The sequence below is a fragment of the Achromobacter xylosoxidans genome, assembly GCF_014490035.1.
GTDB lineage: Bacteria > Pseudomonadota > Gammaproteobacteria > Burkholderiales > Burkholderiaceae_B > Achromobacter > Achromobacter bronchisepticus_A.
On record NZ_CP061008.1, the window covers coordinates 733,117 to 752,624 of the forward strand.

General features: G+C 65.2%; 18 protein-coding genes. 5 read left to right on the plus strand and 13 right to left on the minus strand.

The window, feature by feature from the left end; all coding sequences use genetic code 11:
• Positions 1-152: 152 nt before the first annotated feature.
• Genes IAG39_RS03430 through IAG39_RS03450 form a run of 5 tightly spaced genes read left to right on the plus strand, consistent with a single transcriptional unit; the run spans position 153 to position 5,366 of the window.
• Complete coding sequence (locus IAG39_RS03430; protein ID WP_118931508.1) at positions 153-1,133, plus strand: Bug family tripartite tricarboxylate transporter substrate binding protein; 981 nt, start codon at positions 153-155, stop codon at positions 1,131-1,133.
• A complete protein-coding gene (locus IAG39_RS03435) occupies positions 1,130-2,377 on the plus strand; it encodes a CaiB/BaiF CoA transferase family protein (protein ID WP_118931509.1) in 1,248 nt (415 codons plus the stop codon). Before IAG39_RS03430 ends, IAG39_RS03435 begins: the two co-directional genes overlap by 4 nt.
• Positions 2,374-3,537, plus strand: a complete 1,164-nt coding sequence (locus tag IAG39_RS03440; RefSeq protein ID WP_118931510.1) for an acyl-CoA dehydrogenase family protein — start codon at positions 2,374-2,376, stop codon at positions 3,535-3,537. The genes IAG39_RS03435 and IAG39_RS03440 overlap by 4 nt, the downstream gene beginning before the upstream one ends.
• A gap of 11 nt (positions 3,538-3,548) precedes the next feature.
• Positions 3,549-4,556 carry an acyl-CoA dehydrogenase gene (locus IAG39_RS03445; protein WP_118931511.1) on the plus strand — a complete coding sequence of 336 codons (1,008 nt, stop codon included), beginning with the start codon at positions 3,549-3,551 and terminating at the stop codon, positions 4,554-4,556.
• 24 nt (positions 4,557-4,580) lie between these two features.
• Positions 4,581-5,366, plus strand: a complete 786-nt coding sequence (locus IAG39_RS03450; RefSeq protein WP_059373900.1) for a crotonase/enoyl-CoA hydratase family protein — start codon at positions 4,581-4,583, stop codon at positions 5,364-5,366.
• 57 nt (positions 5,367-5,423) lie between these two features.
• On the opposite strand, the gene IAG39_RS03455 is transcribed toward IAG39_RS03450, so the two are convergent.
• The 13 genes from IAG39_RS03455 to IAG39_RS03515 form a co-directional block, all read right to left on the minus strand.
• A complete protein-coding gene (locus IAG39_RS03455) occupies positions 5,424-6,755 on the minus strand; it encodes a M20 family metallopeptidase (RefSeq protein ID WP_223283276.1) in 1,332 nt (443 codons plus the stop codon).
• A 52-nt stretch (positions 6,756-6,807) separates the two neighbouring features.
• Positions 6,808-8,010 carry an aromatic amino acid transaminase gene (locus IAG39_RS03460; protein ID WP_118931512.1) on the minus strand — a complete coding sequence of 401 codons (1,203 nt, stop codon included), beginning with the start codon at positions 8,008-8,010 and terminating at the stop codon, positions 6,808-6,810.
• A 44-nt stretch (positions 8,011-8,054) separates the two neighbouring features.
• Positions 8,055-8,966 carry a fumarylacetoacetate hydrolase family protein gene (locus IAG39_RS03465; protein ID WP_118931513.1) on the minus strand — a complete coding sequence of 304 codons (912 nt, stop codon included), beginning with the start codon at positions 8,964-8,966 and terminating at the stop codon, positions 8,055-8,057.
• Positions 8,967-9,004: 38 nt separating this feature from the next.
• Complete coding sequence (locus IAG39_RS03470; RefSeq protein WP_118931514.1) at positions 9,005-9,988, minus strand: Bug family tripartite tricarboxylate transporter substrate binding protein; 984 nt, start codon at positions 9,986-9,988, stop codon at positions 9,005-9,007.
• A 187-nt stretch (positions 9,989-10,175) separates the two neighbouring features.
• Complete coding sequence (locus IAG39_RS03475; protein ID WP_223283277.1) at positions 10,176-10,616, minus strand: acyl-CoA thioesterase; 441 nt, start codon at positions 10,614-10,616, stop codon at positions 10,176-10,178.
• 61 nt (positions 10,617-10,677) lie between these two features.
• Positions 10,678-12,303: a class I adenylate-forming enzyme family protein gene (locus tag IAG39_RS03480; protein ID WP_118931516.1), complete on the minus strand. Its 1,626-nt coding sequence runs from the start codon at positions 12,301-12,303 to the stop codon at positions 10,678-10,680.
• 33 nt (positions 12,304-12,336) lie between these two features.
• Positions 12,337-13,998, minus strand: a complete 1,662-nt coding sequence (locus IAG39_RS03485) for an AMP-binding protein (RefSeq protein WP_118931517.1) — start codon at positions 13,996-13,998, stop codon at positions 12,337-12,339.
• A gap of 64 nt (positions 13,999-14,062) precedes the next feature.
• Complete coding sequence (locus IAG39_RS03490) at positions 14,063-14,746, minus strand: TetR/AcrR family transcriptional regulator (RefSeq protein ID WP_118931518.1); 684 nt, start codon at positions 14,744-14,746, stop codon at positions 14,063-14,065.
• A 25-nt stretch (positions 14,747-14,771) separates the two neighbouring features.
• Entirely contained in the window at positions 14,772-15,473 is a 702-nt protein-coding gene (locus IAG39_RS03495) for an ABC transporter ATP-binding protein (RefSeq protein WP_059373883.1), read from the minus strand.
• Entirely contained in the window at positions 15,466-16,239 is a 774-nt protein-coding gene (locus IAG39_RS03500) for an ABC transporter ATP-binding protein (protein ID WP_205736583.1), read from the minus strand. The genes IAG39_RS03495 and IAG39_RS03500 overlap by 8 nt, the downstream gene beginning before the upstream one ends.
• Positions 16,236-17,264, minus strand: a complete 1,029-nt coding sequence (locus IAG39_RS03505) for a branched-chain amino acid ABC transporter permease (RefSeq protein WP_118931519.1) — start codon at positions 17,262-17,264, stop codon at positions 16,236-16,238. The genes IAG39_RS03500 and IAG39_RS03505 overlap by 4 nt, the downstream gene beginning before the upstream one ends.
• The gene (locus IAG39_RS03510) at positions 17,264-18,139 is read right to left on the minus strand and encodes a branched-chain amino acid ABC transporter permease (RefSeq protein WP_118931520.1); all 876 of its coding nucleotides are present in this window, start codon (positions 18,137-18,139) and stop codon (positions 17,264-17,266) included. Before IAG39_RS03510 ends, IAG39_RS03505 begins: the two co-directional genes overlap by 1 nt.
• A gap of 14 nt (positions 18,140-18,153) precedes the next feature.
• Entirely contained in the window at positions 18,154-19,422 is a 1,269-nt protein-coding gene (locus tag IAG39_RS03515; protein ID WP_187774078.1) for an ABC transporter substrate-binding protein, read from the minus strand.
• Positions 19,423-19,508 lie beyond the last annotated feature (86 nt).

Here is a 19,508-nt window from a genome sequence, read left to right on the forward strand (position 1 = left end):
TAGATATCGGTGGACCCTGATATTCATTCGATATCAATTCTCAAATTCTTAATATTAGACAGCCCTGCGAAGCACGCCTAAAGTCATCCGCTGGACCATACGGCCAGGACCGCCGCCTAGAGCGGCCGGCCATCCACGCAAAGGAGACTTCCATGCAGCACCGCAGACAAATGCTGACGGCCATGTTGGCCGTGGCCTTGCTCGGCGCCGCCGGCCATCAGCCCGTCGCGCACGCCGAGACCTTCCCGTCCCGGCCGATCAAGTTCGTCGTGCCGTTCGGCCCGGGCAGCGGCACCGATACGTCGGCCCGCTATTTCGCCCGCCAGCTGCAGGAACTGACCGGGCAACCGGTGGTGGTGGAGAACAAGCCGGGCGCCAATGGCTTCATCGCGGTGAAGAACGTGCTGTCGGCGCCGGCGGATGGCTACACGGTGTTCATCGGCAGCAATTCGACGCTGGCGGTCAATGCGGCGTTGTTCAAGGCGCTGCCGTACGACCCGGTCAAGGATTTCGCGCCGCTGACCATGATGATGCGTTCGCCCGCCATGCTGGCCGTCAGTCCGCAGGCGCCGTACGGTACCCTGAAGGATCTGATCGCCTACGCCCAGGCCAATCCCGGCAAGGTGAACTTCGGCGCCGGTTCGGCTGGCTATCAGCTGATGGGCGAATTACTGAACGACAGCGCCGGCCTGAAGACGGTACATGTGCCGTTCAAGGGCGCCGGCGACGCCATCATGGCTGTGGCCGGGGGCACGGTGGACTACACGTTCGCCGAGGTGACAGCGGTGCAGGAACTGGCCAAGGACGGCCGCGTGAAGGTGGTGGCGGTGGCGTCGGACCAGCGTGTCGGGACTTCACCCGACGTGCCGACCGCGACCGAGGCCGGCCTGCCAGGATTCGAAGCCTATACCTGGGTTGGCGCGATGGTCAGCGCCAAGACCCCGGCTGAACAGACCGGGCGCCTGGCCGAGCTGTTCACGCGCATATCCAAAATGCCCGAAACCCGTGCCTTCTATGAACGCCTGGGCGCCACGCCGATGACGGGCGGACCCGCGCAGATGCGCGAATTCCAGCAGAAGGAAATCGCGCTGTGGCAGCGCATCGTCAAGAAGGCGAACGTTCCCCAACAATGAAGGAAGAGGCGAGCATGACGTCGCAAGCCCTGCAGAATGTGAAGGTGCTCGATCTGTCGCGCGTGCTGGCCGGCCCCTGGGCCGCCCAGACGCTGGGCGACCTGGGCGCGGAAGTGATCAAGGTGGAGCGGCCGGGTACGGGCGACGATACCCGCGCCTGGGGGCCGCCTTACGTGACCGATCCGGCGGGGCAGCCCACGGGCGAGTCCGCCTACTACATGTGCGCCAACCGCAACAAGCAGTCGGTCAGCATCGATTTCACCAAGCCCGAGGGGCAGGAACTGGTGCGGCAGCTGGCGCAGCAATGCGACGTGTTGATCGAGAACTTCAAGACCGGCGGGCTTGCGCAATACGGCCTGGACTATGCCTCGCTGAGCGAGCTGAATCCCAGGCTGGTGTACTGCTCGGTCACCGGCTTTGGCCAGGATGGCCCGTATGCGCACCGGGCCGGCTACGACTTCCTGATCCAGGGCATGGGCGGCCTGATGAGCATCACGGGCCACCCCGATGGCACGCCCGGAGGCGGTCCCATGAAAGTGGGCGTGGCGCTGACCGACATCCTGACGGGACTGTATGCCAGCACCGCCATCCTGGCCGCGTTGCAGGCGCGCGCGCACACCGGGCGCGGCCAGCATATCGATCTGGCCTTGCTGGACGTGGGCGTCGCCTGCCTGGGCAATCAGGCGATGAACTATCTGTATGGGCAGCAGGCGCCGCGCCGCATGGGCAATGCGCATCCGAATACGTTGCCGTATCAGGACTTTCCGACGGCGGACGGACACATGATCCTGGCTGTCGGCAACGATGGGCAATTCGCCCGGCTGTGCGCCGCCATAGAGCGGCCGCAATGGGCCGAGGACGAGCGCTTTGCGCGCAATGCGGCGCGGATCGCACATCGCGACGAACTGATCGATGGCTTGCGCGCCATCACCGTCACCCGCAGCACGCGCGACTGGGTGGCGCTGCTGGAGCAGCACGGCGTGCCTTGCGGACCCATCAACACCGTCGCGGACGTGTTCGAGGATCCGCAGGTCCAGGCGCGCGGCCTGCGCATGAGCATGCAGCACCCGCAGGCGGGCGAAGTGCCGCTGGTCGCCAGCCCCATCCGCCTGTCGGATACGCCGGTCAGCTACCGCCACGCGCCGCCGCAGCTGGGCCAACATACCGACGCCGTCCTGGCCCGCCTGCTGGGCCTGAGCGCGGATACCCTGCACACGCATCGAATCAATGGAGTCCTGGGATGAGCAGTCTGAATTCACTGGCGTTGCCGCTGACGCGCATTCCTCCCGAAGACGAGGCCCTGCGCCCCGCCGTCCGCGCCTTCCTGCAGGAAGCGGTGCGCGACATGCCGGCGCATGTCCGGGCGCGCTCCTGGGGCGGCTACGACACCGCGTTCAGCCGCCGCGTGGGCGAACGCGGCTGGATCGGCCTGACCCTGCCGCGCGAGTATGGCGGCGGCGGACGCAGCGCATTCGCGCGCTATGTGTTGGTGGAAGAATTCCTTAATGCCGGCGCGCCGGTCGGGTCGCACTGGATTGCCGACCGGCAGAGCGCGCCGCTCATCCTCAAGTACGGCACGGAAGCGCAGAAGCGCTTCCACGTTCCCCGCATCTGCCGCGGCGAGTCGTTCTTCTGCATAGGCATGAGCGAACCCAACTCGGGCTCGGACCTGGCCAGCGTGCGCACGCGCGCGGTGCCAAACGACCGCGGCTGGTTGCTCAACGGCCAGAAGATCTGGACCACCAATGCCCATCACTGCCAATACATGATTGCGCTGGTGCGCACCTCGGGCGGACCGGAGGATCGCCACAAGGGCCTGTCGCAAGTGATCGTCGACCTGTCCCTGCCCGGCGTGACGGTGCGGCCGATCGAGGACCTGTCGGGCGACAGCCACTTCTGCGAAGTGTTCTTCGACAATGTGCAGCTGGACGCTGATGCGCTGGTGGGCGACGAGGGGCAGGGCTGGGAACAGGTCACCGCCGAGCTGGCGTTCGAACGCAGCGGTCCGGAACGGCTGTACTCCAGCATCGTGCTGTTCGATCAATGGCTGGACTATGCGCGCCAGCCGGCCAATCGCACGCCCTCGGCCCAGCGGCTGGCCGGCAAGGTGCTGGGCCAACTGACGCCGCTGCGGGCCATGTCGGTATCGGTGCAGGAGAAGCTGACGCGCGGCGCCAGCCCCATCGTGGAGGCGGCGCTGGTCAAGGAGCTGGGCACCACGCTGGAACAGATGATCCCTGCCTGGATCGCGGAAGACCTGTATTCGCGCGAGGCCGAGGACATTCCGGTGGAATTGCTGATGACTTTGAAATACGTGACGGAGGCTTCGCCTTCGTTTTCCCTGCGGGGCGGCACCCGCGAGATTCTGCGCGGCATGATCGCGCGCGGCCTGGGCCTGCGTTGAAGGAGCATGACATGAGCGACAACGATCTGTACGCCGATGCCGCGCGCCAGGTGCTGGCGGACCATTGCACGCCGCAGGCGGTGCGCGATATCGAAGCAGGCGGCGACGCCGCTGGCAGGCTCTGGCAACAGCTGGAGGATGCTGGCCTGGCCGACGCGCTGGTCGGCGAGGAAGAGGGCGGCTCCGGGCTGAGCCTGGACCAAGTATTCGGCGTGTTGGAGCAATGCGGCGCCCACGCGCTGCCCTTGTTGCTGGGCGAAACCATGATCGGGCGCGCGCTGCTGCCGGCGGCGCTGCGGCCGGCTGGCAGCATTGCTTTGGCACGCGGCGTGCAACAGGCGGATGGCGCCTGGCATTGCGCGCTGGTGCGCGGCGGCGCGGTGGCTGACAGCGTGCTGGTGCAGACGGGTGATGCCTGGCGCCTGCTGGACGCCGCGCAGGCTCGCAAGCAGCCGCAAGCGCTGGCATTGGACGCCGCCATGCGCTGGACGCCGGCGCAGGTCGCGACGGCGCCGCAGGCGCCGATGGATGCGGCCATCGACGTGCGCACCGTGCAGGCCAGCGTGGTCGCGCCGCAGATGGCGGGCGCGCTGGGCAGCGTGCTGGAGCGCACCCTGCAATATGCCAATGAGCGCCAGCAGTTCGGCCGGCCCATCGGCAAGTTCCAGGCCATCCAGCATCAGCTGGCCGTCATGAGCGAACACGTCTGCGCTGCCCGCATGGCGGCGCAGGTCGGCTGCCATGCCGGCGGCGTGGCGCCGGACCGGCTGCGGGTGGCGGTCGCCAAGGCGCGCTGCAGCGAGGCGGCGCTGGTGGTGTCCGAGCTTGCGCACGCCGTACATGGCGCGATCGGCTTCACGGAAGAATACGACTTGCAGCTCTACACGCGCCGCTTGCATGCCTGGCGTCAGACCGCGGGCAGCGAGGCCTACTGGCAGGACGTGGCGGGCGCGGCGCTGTTCGCGCACGCAGGGCCAACCCTGGACCTGGTGCGCACGATTACCGACGTCCCGGCGTAAGCCTGGCTTTCAGGAGACACTTGCATGGCTTTTCTGCAAATAGAGCGCGACGGCGGCATTGTCGTCGCCACCATGAATCAGCCGGAGACACGCAATGCGCTGACCGGCAACACCGCCATCGAAGAGATCGTGCAGTTGTGCGCGGACATCCGCCAGGACGCCGGCGTGAAGGTGCTGATCCTGACCGCCGCCGGGCCGATCTTCAGCTCGGGCGGCAACGTCAAGGACATGCGCCGCTTTTTCGATGATGCACTGACCCCCGAGCGCATCTGCGAGGAGTACCGGCAGGGCATCCAGCGTATTCCGCTTGCGCTGCATGGCCTGGACGTGCCCGTCATCTGCGCGGTCAATGGCCCGGCCATCGGCGCCGGCCTGGACATCGCTTGCATGTGCGACATCCGCATCGCGGCCGACACGGCCACGTTTGCCGAGAGCTTCGTGCGCGTGGGCATCGTGCCCGGCGACGGCGGCGCGTGGCTGCTGCCGCGCGCGGTGGGCATGGCCCGCGCCAGCGAAATGGCTTACACGGGCGAGGCCATCAGCGCGCAGGATGCGCTGGCCTGGGGCCTGGTCAGCCGGGTGGTTCCAGCCGCGGATCTGCTGCCCACCGCCAGGACGCTGGCCGCGAAGATCGCCGCCAATCCCGGCGGCGTCATGCGCATGACCAAGCGCCTGCTGCGCGAAGGCCAGCACAGCAGCCTGGCGTCCTTGCTGGAGCTGTCGGCCAGTTACCAGGCCCTGGCCCACAAGACCGCCGAACACCGCGAGGCGGTCACCGCATTCATCGAGAAGCGCGCGCCGAAGTTCTGAAGGGCGGCGCTGCCGATGCGTTGGCGCGTCGGCAGCGTCGGATTCGATCCTCGCTGCCTACTGCTTGTCCATATACGTCAGCGCGGAAGCCACCAGCGCGCGCACGCCCACGCGCAGCGCGCTCTCGTCGATGGCGAACTCCGGCGAATGGTTGGGCGCGCCGCTCTTGTCGCCGAACGGCGAGGCATTGATGAACCAGAAGACCGAGGGCACCTTGCCACTGACGCCATAGGCGCCGAAGTCCTCGCTGCCGGTGGACGGCGCCGGCATTTCAACCGTCTTGCCGGCGCCGGCCGCTGCCTGCCATGCTGGTATCAGGTTGCCGGTCAGGGATTTATCGTTGTCGACGACCTCGTAGCCGGTGTAGATGTTCACCTTGGAGCTCAGGCCGTAGGCCTGCGCAATATGCTCGGCGCGTGCGCGGATGGCCTCGTGGACGATGCGTTGGTTGTGCGACGATAGCGAGCGTACCGTGCCTGCCAGTTCGGCGCTTTCGGGCAGGATGTTTGCGCGCCGGCCACTTTGCAACATGCCGATGGACAGCACGGTCACGCCGTCAGACTGATCCACCTTGCTGCTGGTGATGCCCTGCAACGCCAATGTCAGTTCGGCCGCGGGTACGAGCGCGGGATTGGCGGTCCATGGGCGGCCGCCGTGTCCGCCTTTGCCGTGCAGCGAGATCTCGAAGCGGTCGCCGCTGGCCATGGTGGGGCCGGCGCGATAGGCGATGGTGCCGGAGGGCGCGCCGGCGCCGATGTGCTGGCCGAAGACCACGTCCACTTTGGGATTCTCCAGCACGCCCTGCGCGATCATGGCCCTGGCGCCGCTGGGTTCCTTGTCGGGTCCCCATTCTTCCGCGGGCTGGAACAGGAAGACGATCGTGCCGGGCAGTTCCTCCCGCATCGCCGACAAGGCCTTGGCCGCGCCCAGCAGCATGGCGACATGAGTGTCGTGGCCGCAGGCGTGGGAAACCGATACCTGCTCTCCGCGCCAGACGGCCTTGGCCTGCGAGCGGAACGGCAGGTCATTGCGTTCCTCGACGGGCAGGGCGTCCATGTCGGCGCGCAATGCCACTACAGGCCCCGGCTTGCCGCCCTTGAGCACGGCCTTGATGCCGGTACGCGCCACGCCGGTCTCGACGGTGATGCCCGGCATCGCGCGCAGGGCGTCGGCGATATATTTCGCCGTTTCCGTCTCCTGGTACGACAGCTCCGGATGCTGGTGTATGTGGCGTCTCCATGCGATCACTTCAGGTTCGGTCTGGTCCGCCCGTTGCAGGGCTTCCTGCAGCAGGCCGACGCCGGAGGCGGCCATGGGCGTGGAGGGAGCCAGGGTCAGCGCCAGCATCAATCCGGAACTCGCGGCCATAAGCCGGTTGAGGAGGGGCATGCCTTGCTCCAATCAGTGGGTCGCCTCGGATCTGCGGGCCAGGGAGAAATTTTCAGCGCCGGGCGCAGGCCGCGATGGCGCCTGCGACGTAGTCGATGTTGCCGTCGGTCAGGCCGGCCACGCAGAGTCTGCCGGATTTCAGCAGATACACGGCATGTTCGCGCCGCAGCGATTCGACCTGCTGCGGGCTCAACCGCATGTAGCTGAACAGTCCTTGCTGCCGCTCGATGTAGTCCCAGGTTTCGGGCGCGCCGGTCAGTTGCTTCAGCGCGCCGGACAGGCGGGTGCGCAGGCTGACGAGCCGTGTCCGCATCTGCTCCAGTTCTTCGGTCCAGACCTGCCGCATCGCGCGATCGCTCAGAACGGCGGCGACCAAGGCTGCGCCAAACGTAGGAGGCGTGGAGTAGTTGCCGCGTATCAGCAACTTGAGCTGGCCCAGCGCGCGGTCCGCGGCGGCTTTGTCGCGACACACGATATTCAGGGCGCCGCAGCGTTCGCCGTACAGGGAAAAGTTCTTCGAGAAGGAGCTGGCGACCAGACATTCCACGCCAGCACGCGCCATTGCACGGATTGGTTCGGCGTCTGCGTCCAGGCCTAGTCCAAACCCCTGGTACGCCAGGTCGAAAAAGGGAATCAGGCCTTGGCGCGCAAACAGTTCGGTCAGTGCCTCCCACTGATCCGCGGACAGGTCCACGCCCGTTGGGTTGTGGCAGCTGGCGTGCAGTACGACGATGGACCCGGCCGGCAGTGCCTGCAACGCGTCATGCATCTGCGCGAAGCGCACGGTGGCAGTTTCGGCGTCGTAGTAAGGGTACTCATGCACCGTGAAGCCTGCCTGGCGAAAGATCTGGGCATGGTTCTCCCAGGTCGGATCGCTGACCCAGACCGTCGCGTCGGGGCGGATTTGGCGCAGCAAGTCCGCGCCCAGCTTCAAGGCGCCGGTGCCGCCGACGCTTTGGGCCGTCACCACGCGCTCAGGTTCAGGGCCATCGGCGCCCAGGACCAGTTCTCTGGCGGCGTTGCGGTACGGCGCCGATCCGGGAATGGGCAGGTACGGATGCGGCTTGTCCGCCTGCACGAGCATGTCGCGCGCCTGGCGCACGGCGCGCATCACGGGGATGGTGCCGTCCTCGGAAAAGTAGGTGCCGATGCTGAGGCTCACCTTGTGCGGAGCCGGATCGTTCTGGAAGGCTTCAACCAGCGCGAAGATCGTATCGCCGGCCGCAGCGGGCAGGGGGGAGAAAAGGGACTGCATGGAGCTGCCTCATGAGGAAGATGCGGCCGCGGCGGGCCAGGATGTCAGCGTGGCGCTTGGATCTGCACCGCCAGCGTACCGATGCCTTCGATCGTTGCGCTGATTTCGTCGCCGACATTGAGGAACGTGCCTTGCGGCGCGCCCACGCCGGCGGGCGTACCTGTCAGTACTAGATCGCCGGGCTCCAGCGTCATGATGCGGCTCAGGGTCACCAGCTGCTCGCGGATGTCGAAGACCATGCCGCTGGTGCGCGCGTCTTGCTTGCACTGGCCGTTGACGCTGAGCGTCAATCTCAGATCCATGGGGTCGCGGATGAACGCCGCAGGCACCAGCCTGGGGCCGAGGGGGCAACTGGTGTCATGCGCCTTGCCGGCTACCCAGTCCAGCTTGTAGAAGGTGTCGGGCGCCTTGTTGAGATCGCGCGCCGACATGTCCACGGCCACCGTATACGCCGCCACATGGTCGAGCGCGTCTTCCAGGCGCAGGTTCCTGGCGGTCTTGCCTATCACCAGCGCCAGTTCGATTTCCCAGTCCAGGCGTTCGCAACCGATGGGCATGTGTACCGTTGCGCCCTCGCCGACCACGGCCTGGCGCGGCGGCTTGAAGAAGAAGAACAGGCGCTGCGCGGATTTGTCCGCGGCATTCGGCACGTTCATTTCCGCCAGATGATCATGGTAGTTGGCCCCCGCGCACAGCACCTTGCCTGGATACTGCAGCGGCGCCAGATGGCGGACCGGACCGGCGACTTCGTGACCGGCGAGCGCCGCGCGGCGGGCGGCCGCCTGCTCCAGCAATGCCAACGAGCGCGGCCAGTCCTCGAAGAGTTCCCGGACGGACGCGTCCAGCGCCGGCAGGTCCAGGATCCTCGCGCAAGCGGCAAGGGGATAGTGGCTGCCATCGATCTCCAGGCAGGCGACAGGACGGGAGGCGACGTCGAGAGTGGTCAATGCAAACATGGGTATTGATCCGGTGAGATGGGAAAGAGAGGCGTCGCTCAGTCGATGACGAAGCCGGACTGGGCCACCGTGTCGCGCCACTGGTCGAACTGCTCCCGCGCGAGCGCATCGACGGCCTGCGGTGTGCCGCCGGCCGGCCGCATGCCAAGCTCGGCGACTCGCTTGGCCACGTCAGGCAGGGCCAGGATCTCGTTCACCGCCGTGTTCAGCTTGCGGACGGCCGGCTCAGGGGTGCCGGCCGGCGCATACAGTCCGGCCCAGCCCGAGGTCTCGAGTTCGCCCAGCCCGAGTTCGCGCATGGTCGGCGTTTGCGGCAGCGCCGGTTCGCGTTGCGCGCTGAAGGTCGCCAGAACGCGCAGCTTGCCAGCCTGCGCCAGGGGGACGACTTCGCCGGCGTCCATCACGATGGCATTGATGTGTCCGCCCAGCAGCGCGGTGACGGCATCCTTGCCGCCCTTGAACGCGATGTGCTCCAGCGGCGTATCCAGGCGCCTGGCCAGCGAAACGCCCAGGAAATGCTGCAGGCTGCCGGTGCCGGATGTACCGTAGAACGTCTGGTCCGGATTCTGTTTGGCCCAGGTCCGGAATCCCTCGAACGAGGTGATGGGGCTGTCGGCCGCCACGGCAAGCACGATGTCCCAGCTCACCAGCTGCGTCACCGGCTTGAGGTCGGTGAAAGGGTCGTAGCCGAGCTGACGGAACAGGTGCGGGTAGAGGAAGATGGCCACGCCTGGCGCCACCAGCAGGCTGTTGCCATCCGGCGCCGCGCCCTTGACCGCCTGAATGGCGATGCGCGTCTGCGCGCCGGGGCGGTTCTCCACCACCACCGGCCGCTCCAGATGGCTGGGAAGCTTCTCGGCCACGATCCTGGCTATGGTGTCGAACGAGCCGCCGGCCGGCAGGCCGACGACCAGCTTTGCAGGCTGCTGCGCGTGGCCGCTGGCGGCCATGAACAGGCTGGCCAACGCCAGGTACTTGAGTCGGGTTATCAGGGCGGCCCCGCCGGGAACGGCTGTCTTCATCTTGTCTCCACGGTCTTTTTATTTGAGTTGACCCTGGCGAGGATTGTAGGCGCGTGGTGAAAACCGTCTAATGAAGATTAGTCATCGGGTGAAAGCCAATAGGAATTATAAAAATAGGAACGGCGCCGCGGCGACCTGTCTGCCGTCCCGCTCGGCGATGGCCACCACGGCGGCCAACGGACCAGGGCTAGGGATAGACGGGCTGGTCGCGGCGGGTGCCAGCGCCCCAGTCCACATCAAGACTGGCGATTGGCGCAACCTTGCGCGTCGCATTGTCGATGCACACGAGCCCGGCCTTCCCCGTGGCGACCGCGCGCCCGCTCTGCTTTTCCGTCAGGTGAAATTCCAGATCGAAGCCGTACTGGTTGAAGTTGTCGGGGGCGATTTCGATGCGCAGGACTTCTCCGTGGTGACTTTCTGACTTGTATTGAAGGGCCAGGTCCGCCACGACGAAATGATGCCCCTCGATGTCTTGTTCCTGATAGCCCAACGAGTTGATGAACCTGACCCTGGCCTCCGAGACCAGAGTGATCAACTGGGCATGGTCGAGGTGTCCCCCGTAGTTGATGTGGCCGGCATAGATCTGGATCTCGGTGGCGAAGGGGTAGTGGCTTCTGGGTTCGAACAAGAGGCGTGGCACGTGAGGAAGACTAAAAGAGTGTGTGTTGAAGGATGAATTCCGCGCGCCGCTATTGGGGCTCGCAGGGACTGCCGTCAGTGGCGGGCGCGCGTCGCGCGATCAGGGCGGGCAGGTCTCGTTTAAGCACCTTGCCCATGGGGTTGCGTGGCAGTGATTCCAGGATGAACCAGTGCCTGGGTACTGCGTAGTCGGCCAGCCATTGGACGCAGTGCGCCTCAAGGCGCTCGCTATCCAGCGCCGCGCCGGGCCGGAAGACGATGCAGGCCGCCGCTTCTTCGCCCAGCTTGGGATGAGGGAAGGGGATCACCGCGACTTCCTGTATTTGCGGCAGGCGCTGCAGCGCGTTTTCGATGGCGGCGGACGAGACTTTCAGGCCGCCGCGATTGATCACGTCCTTGCTGCGGTCGACGAAGCGGAACAGCCCGTCCTCGTCCTGGACCACGATGTCGCCGGTGTGTAGCCAGCCGTTGCGAAAGGTGTTTGCGCTTTCCTGCGGGTTTTCGAAGTAGCCTTGGGCCATGCTGGGGCCGCGAAAGCATAGTTCGCCTGGCTCGCCCGGCGGGACTGCTTGACCGTTCTCGTCCACCGCGCGCAATTCGCAGTTGGGCATGGCGGCGCCGATCATTCCCGCCTTGGCGGGCAGCCAGTGAGGCGGCAGGCTCGCGCCCGCAGGTCCGCTTTCGGTCATGCCCCAGATCTGCATCTGGTCTACCCAGGGCCAGGCCTGGGCTATGCGTTCGATGGCGGCCACGGGCATGGGCGCGCCGCCATAAGCGATCCGCCGCAGGCGCCCCAGGGCGTACGTTCCGCGTTCGCATTCGTCCAGCATGTACTGGATCACGGCGGGCACGCCATGGTAGACGGTGGATTGCTCGGATTCCGCCAGGCGCAACCGGTCAGCGTTGCCGGGCAGATGCTCCAGGACGAAGCCGGCGCCGTGCACCCAGGAGGACATGCATCCAAGATTCAGGCAGGAACTGGTGAAGAATGGAAAGGCGCCCTGGTAGAGGTCGCCGGCGCCCAGCCCGACCGCCTGACCGACGGCGAATCCGGCGGCGATCATGCTCCGATGGCTGTGGATGACGGCCTTGGAGCGGGAGGTCGTGCCCGAAGTAAAGAGCAAGCATGCGGGCGAGTCCGGATCCGGGCCGACGGCCGCGGATAGACCGGCGTCCGTGCCGTGCAAAGGGTCTTGCCATGCGTTCGCGGCATTCGCGGGGGCGTCGATATGCACTTGCCTGGTGCGTGTCAGGCGTTGCAAACGGGCGGCCGACGCCGTGCCGCAGACCACCAGAGCAGGGGTCACCAAGTCCAGCGCGTGGACGAGATCGTCGTCGGCGGCGCGCGTGTTCATGGGCACGGCAACCGCGCCTATGGCGAAGCAGCCGAGCGCAGTCAGGATGGCTTCCCGTCCGGCGTCGTTCGCCAGGTAAATGGCGACCCGGTCGCCGGACTCGATGCCGATGGCGCGCAGCCACCCCCCCATCCGGCGTGAAAAAAGAGCTAGCTGCGCGTAGGTCAGACGATCGCGAAAACCCTGAATCGATTGCGCTGATAACGCGACCCGATGGGGCTGCTGTCTGGCCCGCAGTTCAAGCAGTTGTCTCAGGGTTTTGCCGGAGACTGCATCCCACGAGGGCGGGAGCGAATCATCATGCGGCGCTTCGGATTCCATGATTTTTGCCTCTGCTGCGATTTAGCGATGGGATCATGCCTGCGCGAGCAGACGGGGCGCATCCTGGCAGTCTTCCGTGGCGGCCCGGGCTTTGAGGACGTGCTTGAGTACCTTGCCGGTGGCGGTACGCGGCAGGTCGTCCACCACGAACATGCGTTCCGGGAATTTCTGGCGAGCCAGCCTGGCGCTTTCCAGATAGGCCAGCAGGCCGGGAAAATCCAATTCGCGTCCGGGCCGCAGGACCACGTAGGCGCAGGGTGTTTCTCCCATCCTGGCATGGGGAAACGCGACCACCGCGGCCTCCTGGATGGCTGGATGCTGATGCAGGAGATCTTCGATCTCCTTGGGACTGATATTCTCGCCTCCGCGGATGATCAGATCCTTCATGCGGCCGGTGACGGTGATGTAGCCGTTCTCGTCGATGTAGCCGAGATCGCCAGTGTGGAAATAGCCGTCCGCGTCGAAGGCTGCTTCGGTATCGCTCGGATCGGTGTAGCCCAGCATCACTTCCGGTCCTCGGGCCGTGATTTCGCCGGCCAGGCCAGTCGCGAGCGGCACGCCGCTAGCCGGATCCACGATGCGGACTTCATGGTTGAAAATCAGGCCGTCGGTCTTGGCGCCCCACTCCGCAGGGTCGCCCTGGGCGATGCCGAGCGAAATGGTGGGCGCCTCGCTGCTTCCGTAAATGCGGAACGTCTTGCAGTTCGGCAATACGGCATAGGCCCGTTTGACTACCTCGGGCGGCACGGGGGCGCCGCCGCTGCCATAGAGCCGCAGGGAGGGCAGTTGGATGCCGCGCCGGTCGACTTCGGCCACCAGCTCGACCAGGAAGGGCGTCGCGCCTATGCTGAACGACGCCTGGTGCCGCTGGATTGCGTCCAGCGCGGCGCTCGCCTCCCAGCGCTCCATCAGCACCGTTTTTGTTCCTTGCAGAAAGGGCAGCTCCAGCGCATACAGATAGCCCGTGATATGGGTAACGGGAGACGGCATGAGCAGCACATCGTCCCTGGACAACCCCCAGAAGTCGGTGACGGCCTGGACTTCGGCGCGGAGGGTATTGTGGCTATGCAGAACGCCCTTGGGGTTCCCGGTGGTGCCAGAGGTGTACAGCAAGAGTTTGACGGCGTCGGGATCGGCGCGGGTGAATGGTTCCAGGGGAGCGGGGCGGTCTACCCAGGAAGCATACGAGGCGACCCCGTCCGCTTCGGCTCGAACCAGGACTACGTGTTCCAGGTGAGGCAGATTCGGGCGCAGCCGCTGGATCATTTCAAGGTAGTCGATGCTGCGGAAGCGATCGGGAATGAACAGGACCCTGGCCTTTGAATTGGCAAGGATGAAACTGAGTTCCGCGTCGCGGTAGATAGGGACGATAGGATTGCAGACGAACCTGCCGATGGCGCAGGCCAGATTGATGACCAGGGTTTCGCGCCAGTTCGGCAGTTGGAAGCTGACGACGCTGCCAGGCTGCAGGCCATGGTCGCGCAGCGTCGCCGCGAGGCGCAGCGCTTGATTCCATAGCTGCTGAAACGTCAGTCCGCCGGAATCGTCCGCCACGGCGGTCCGGTCCGGGTAGTCACGTGCGCACTGGCCCGCGCTCTCGGCCAGGGGGATGTTCTGCCATCGTCCGTCGCCCGCATACCGAGCCGCCATGTCCGGGCCGAGTCGTGTCTGCCAGCCACTCCCGTCTGTGTGCATTTCTGTCTCCCGCATCGTTTTTCGCCGGCGCCCGTCTGCGTGGACGGGGCCGTGCCGTGGGTGTTCAGGTCAAGCCGCCACGCACCAGCTTCATATAGGTTTCGACCACCGACTCCGGCAGGGTCGCGCCCGCGTCGCCCGCCGCTTCCGCGTCCTTGACATAGCGCAGGTAGAGATAGCTGCGTGCCGCCATGAACATGTAGGCCAGGGTTTCCAGTTCCTGTTCCCGATAGTTGACGATCTCTCCGGCCTGGACTCCTCTGGAGAGGGCTTCGACGTAGTGCTGCGTGATCAGCTTGAAGTGCGCCAGGTACGCGACCGGCGCGGCGATTTCGGCCTCATTGAGGATACGGAAGAATCCTGGACGCTCCTGCAGAAACTTAAAAAACGCGCGGAATCCTCTTTCTTCCATGTCCAGCACGTTCGCCGCGCCCTTCACCTGGTTGCGGATGAAGATCAACATGTCCTGGCCGACATGGGGCAGGAGCTCGTCGAACAGCGCCTGGCGCGATTCGAAGTAAAGATAGAACGTGCCTTGCGCGATTCCCGCGGCTTCGGTAATGCGGTTGATGGAAGCATCGCCGTAGCCGTGTTTTCCAACAACCTGCGCCGCAGCGCTGAAGATAGCCGCCCTGGTTTCTTCGGCCCGTTCGTCGCGGGTTTGCTTTTTTCGGGGACGGCTCTTGGGGCCGGCGGAAAGCGGCGCGGAAGGCGCCGATGCCGATTTACTCGGGTTGCGTACAGTCATGGAGCATCATCAGTGTGTGAAAAGTTCAGACCGCCAGATAGCGGTCGGCAATTTCAGGGTGGGCGTCGAAGTGATTCCAATCGCCCTCGAATACGATTCTGCCAGTATCTATCACGAATACGTAGTCGGTACACCGTCGCGAGAACCACAGGTTCTGTTCCGCCAGCAGCAGCGCGGCGCCTTGCTGCTGGCGGGCCCGATTAACCTGCTCGGCCATTTGCTGGACCAGCAAAGGGGCGACGCCTTCCGTGGGCTCGTCCAGCAGCATGCACTTCGGTCGCGACATCAAGGCTCGCGCGACCGCCAGGATTTGCTGCTGTCCGCCGCTGAGTTGGTTTCCCATGCGCGTGCGCAGCTCGGCAAGCGCTGGAAAGAGTCCGTAGGCCTCCTGTAGCGGGAGAGTGCCTCGCGGACCGCTGGCATGTCGCGCCAGCAGCAGATTTTCTTCCACCGTCAGGTGGCTGAATATCCTGCGGTCTTCCGGTACCAGCGCCAGCCCGGAACGCGCGCGCGCATGCGTGCCGATCTGCCTGAGGTCGCCGCCCATGAATCGCAGCGTGCCGTCGACGGTAGGGCCGCCGCCCACGATGCTCTTGAGCAAAGTCGTCTTGCCCGCGCCGTTGCGGCCCAGCAGGGCGACTCCCTGGCCGGCTGCGACCTCGATGCCGACGCCGTCGAGAACGAGGCTGTCCCCGTAGCGTGCGCGCAGGTTTTTCACTTCAAGCACTTTGCACCTCATGGCCCAGGTAGATTTCCCTGACTTCGGGGGAGGAACGCACGTCCTCGGGCGTTCCGCTGGCAATGATCTCGCCGTAGTTCAGCACGGTGATGCGGTCGGCCAGCGAAAAGACGACGTCCATGTCGTGCTCGGTTAGCAGGACCGAGATTCCGCGTTCCCGCACCACCGATTTAATGGTTTTCACCGCAGCCGCCCTGTCTGGCGGAGACATGCCGGCCATCGGCTCGTCGAGCATCAGTAGCTTGGGCCGCAGCGCAAGGCTCATCGCGAGTTCCAGGCGCTTCCGATCGCCGTAGGCCAGCACCCCCGAGACGTGATTGCGCTGTGAGGCCAGGCCCATTTTCTCCAGGGCGTCCAGGGCTTCGTCATAGACATCGGCGGCGGGCGCTATCCGCAAGCTGAAGCCGCCACCGGCACCCTGATGGCGGCGGCTCGCCTCGATGGCGACCACCATGTTGTCCAGCACGGTGTCTTCGCCGAAGACGCGGGCGACCTGGAAGGTCCGCCCCACGCCCAGGCGCACGCGTTGGTATCCGTCGATGCCTTCGACCCTCATGCCCTCAATCGAGATTTCGCCCGCATCTGGCAGAAGTTCGCCGCTCAAGGTCTTGAACAAGGTGGTCTTGCCCGCGCCATTGGGCCCGATGACGACGTGCGTTTCGCCCTGTTGCATGCGCAGTGTCACATCCTTCAGGACAGAAATGCTGCCGTAAGCCTTGTAGAGCCCGCGCGCGTCGAGTATGTGCGTAGTCACGATGTCTGTCCTTGAATCTTCGATTCGGAGCTGCCGTTGGCGGATGTCCCGCGCCGGCCAGCCGCGAGCAGCCGCTGCGCGCCGCCGATGACGCCGCCCGGGAACGCCAGCACCACGAGCAACAGCACCGCGCCTATCAGGATTTCGGAAAGACCGACGATGTTGCGGGTCATGTGTTCGAGCCCGATGAAGATCACCGCCCCGGCGACGGGCCCCCAGAAGTAGGCGACTCCGCCCACCAGGCAAAACAGAATGGGCAGGGCGGAATATCCCCAGTGCGCAATTTCCGGCGTGAGCAGCTGGGCCGCCGGCGCGTACAGGCCGCCGGCCAGGCCGGCGAAGGCGCCGCTGGCCACAAAGGCCGAGAATCGCATGGCGTGGACATTGATGCCAAGAAAGCGCACTCGCTCGGCATCCTGGCGGATGGCCGCCAGCAGCCTGCCGTAGCGGTTGTGCCAAAGAATGTACAGAATCAGCGCGAGGAAAGAGACACAGACCAGTGTGACGTAGTAGAGATTGTTGCCTTGCGCGAGGTCGAGTCTGAACAGGCCAAAGTCCATCACCGGCCGCTTGATGCCTGTCATGCCATCCTCGCGGCCCAGGAGGTCGGATTTCGAGATCAGGATGTGCACCAGTTCCGCCAATGCGAGAGTCAGGATGGCGAAGTAGATGCCGCTCGCGCGGCGCAGGGCGACGACGGCGACGGCCGCGGCGACCAGCCCTCCCGCAATGCCCGCTGCCAGCCAGGCAAGGGGGAAGGGAACCTGGGAGTAGCTCTGCAGCAGCAGGCCGGTGGTGTAGGCGCCTGCCGCGAAGTACGCCGCATGGCCGAAACTGACCAGGCCGGTCAGGCCGAAAACGAGGTTGAAGCTCAAGGCGAAGGTTGCGTTGATCAACACCACCGACGCGAGAAACACCAATCCCTTGTCCGCCCACCACGGGACGCTGGCGAACAGCCCGATCACCACCCCCGCAACCGCGAGGTCGAACGAGCGCCGGCTTGTTGTGCTGGCAAGCTGCTTCATTACCGTAGCCCCTTCAAAAGTCCTTGCGGACGCCACATCAAGATGGAAATGAGGGCGACATAGAAGAAAAGCCCCGGTACTTCCGCGAAGACGCGGTCGCCTATCGCGGTGATGAGGCCCAGGAGGACGGCGGCCAGGAAGGCGCCGCGAATGTTCCCCATGCCGCCGACGATGATCACGCCGAAGGCCTGAATGATCAGGGCGCTGCCCATGTTGGGAGACAGGCTTTGGTTGACGGACAGCAGCGCGCCGGCGACTCCAGCCAGCGCGATTCCCACAACCACGGTGCCTGTCAGCACCAGGCGCACGTTCACGCCGAGCAACGAGGCCATCCAGGGATCGACCGCGACCGACTGGACTGTTTTTCCCAGTTCGGTGCGATGCACCAGATAGTCGAGAAGTAGGAAGGCGAGCACGCCGCAGCCGATCACGAAGAGGACGAAGTTGGGAGCCAGCATGCCGGCGATCTCGGTGGCGCCGCGCAATACCGGCGGAGGCGGCACGCTCAGAAAGTCGATGCCCCAGACTACCTTGACAACTCCCTGGCAGAGCAGCAGCAGCGCGTAGGTGGCGATCAACGAATAGGATTCGCCAACGCCTCTGAGCCGCTGGAAAACCAGCTTGTCCACGGCGGCGCCCAGCACGCCCAGCGCCACGGCGCACACGATGGTGGCGAGCATGAAAGCCCAGAAGGACGGCTCTCCAAGCCTGGCCAGCAGGCTGTAGGCCAGATAGGCCCCCAGCATGACGAAGCCGCCATGTGCGAAGTTCAGGACGTGCAGTATGCCAAAAACCAGCGTCAGGCCGGCGGCGGTCAGGAAGACCGTCATGCCCCACGACAGGCCGTTGAGCGTCATCAAACCGTATTGGTCCATGATTCCCGGTCCTTTCAGACTGTCCGCAAGCTCAAGGCCTTTCCGGGAGTGGCCGGATCCATCACCTCCTCGCCGGGGATGCGAATGACGTCGACGATTTCGAAGCCGTCCGTTGCCTTGGCCGATCCGCGCAGGCGATACATGACAACGGGCTTGATGGCCTGATGGTCTTCCTTGCGGAAGCGGCGCGGACCGGTGGCGGTTTCGAACGTGACCGATTCAAGCGCGTTCAGAACCGCGCCGGTATCGGCCGAGCCAGCCGCTTGTAGCGCGCGAGCGTAGGCCATCACCGCGGCATGCCCCTCGGAAATAAAGCCCAGCGTGAGGGGATCCTTGGCGCGGCGCACGGCTTCCGCCTGGAGTTCGCGGCTGACCGGGATGTCCTCGAACGCACCCGCGTACCAGTGCGTTCCCACCCACATGTCCGGCAGATCTTGCTTCATGGCCTTGGCTACGATCAGCTCGTTGGCCGAATCCACGATCAGCTTGGCCTTCTTGAAGAATCCGAACGGTTCGGCCTGTTTGTACAGCGTCACGGCATCGCCGCCATACACGGAGATCATGAAGCCTTCGGCTGGGACGGACATGGTGGCGGTAATGGCGTTGCGATAGTCCGCGGCGCCGTACTGCGTCTTGATCGGCGGGGCGATCGCGGGTTGCTTCTGGGCAAGCGCTGGATAGAACTCGCGCAGGCCGTCTTCGAAACAGCCCCAGGTGGTGCGGCCGTACTCATGATCGGGAATGACGCCGCCCCAGCGATTGACGTCCGGATAGCGTTGCGCGGCCATTTTGGCGAGGGCGCGCTGACGCATGTAGGGATTGTCCGTGACACGGAAATAGTTTCGGACAAAGCTCTCCTTGGTGAGCTTTTCGGAGTGCGCGGCGCAGGTTATCAGCAGTGTTTTCTCCTGTTCCAGGACCGCGGCGATCGCTAGGGCGACCGCACTGGATACCACGCCGCACAGCATGTTCACGCCGGAACCCGCCAACTCGCGCGCGGCGACGGTCGCCTCGGCCGGTTTGGCCTTGTCGTCCCGGATGACCAGCTCCAGTTTCCTGCCGAGAACGCCGCCCGCCTGGTTGACCTGGTCAATGGCGATCTGCGCGCCCAGAAGCATGGGCTGCCCGAGTGGCGCCTGGGCGCCGGAGAGCGATGAAATGAAGCCCAGCTTGATAGACGAATTAGCTTGCGCGAATGCGGTGCGGCTCCACAGGCTGCCGGCGCCGGCTGCGCTTGCGCCGCCCAGGGCGCCCAGCATCTTGAGGACGTTTCTGCGATCCATGTTCATGTCTCCTTTGCTTTGTTCTGTATTGTTCTGCTTTGTTGTGCGGGGCTCGCCCCAGGGAACTTCAGATCAATCAGGCCTAT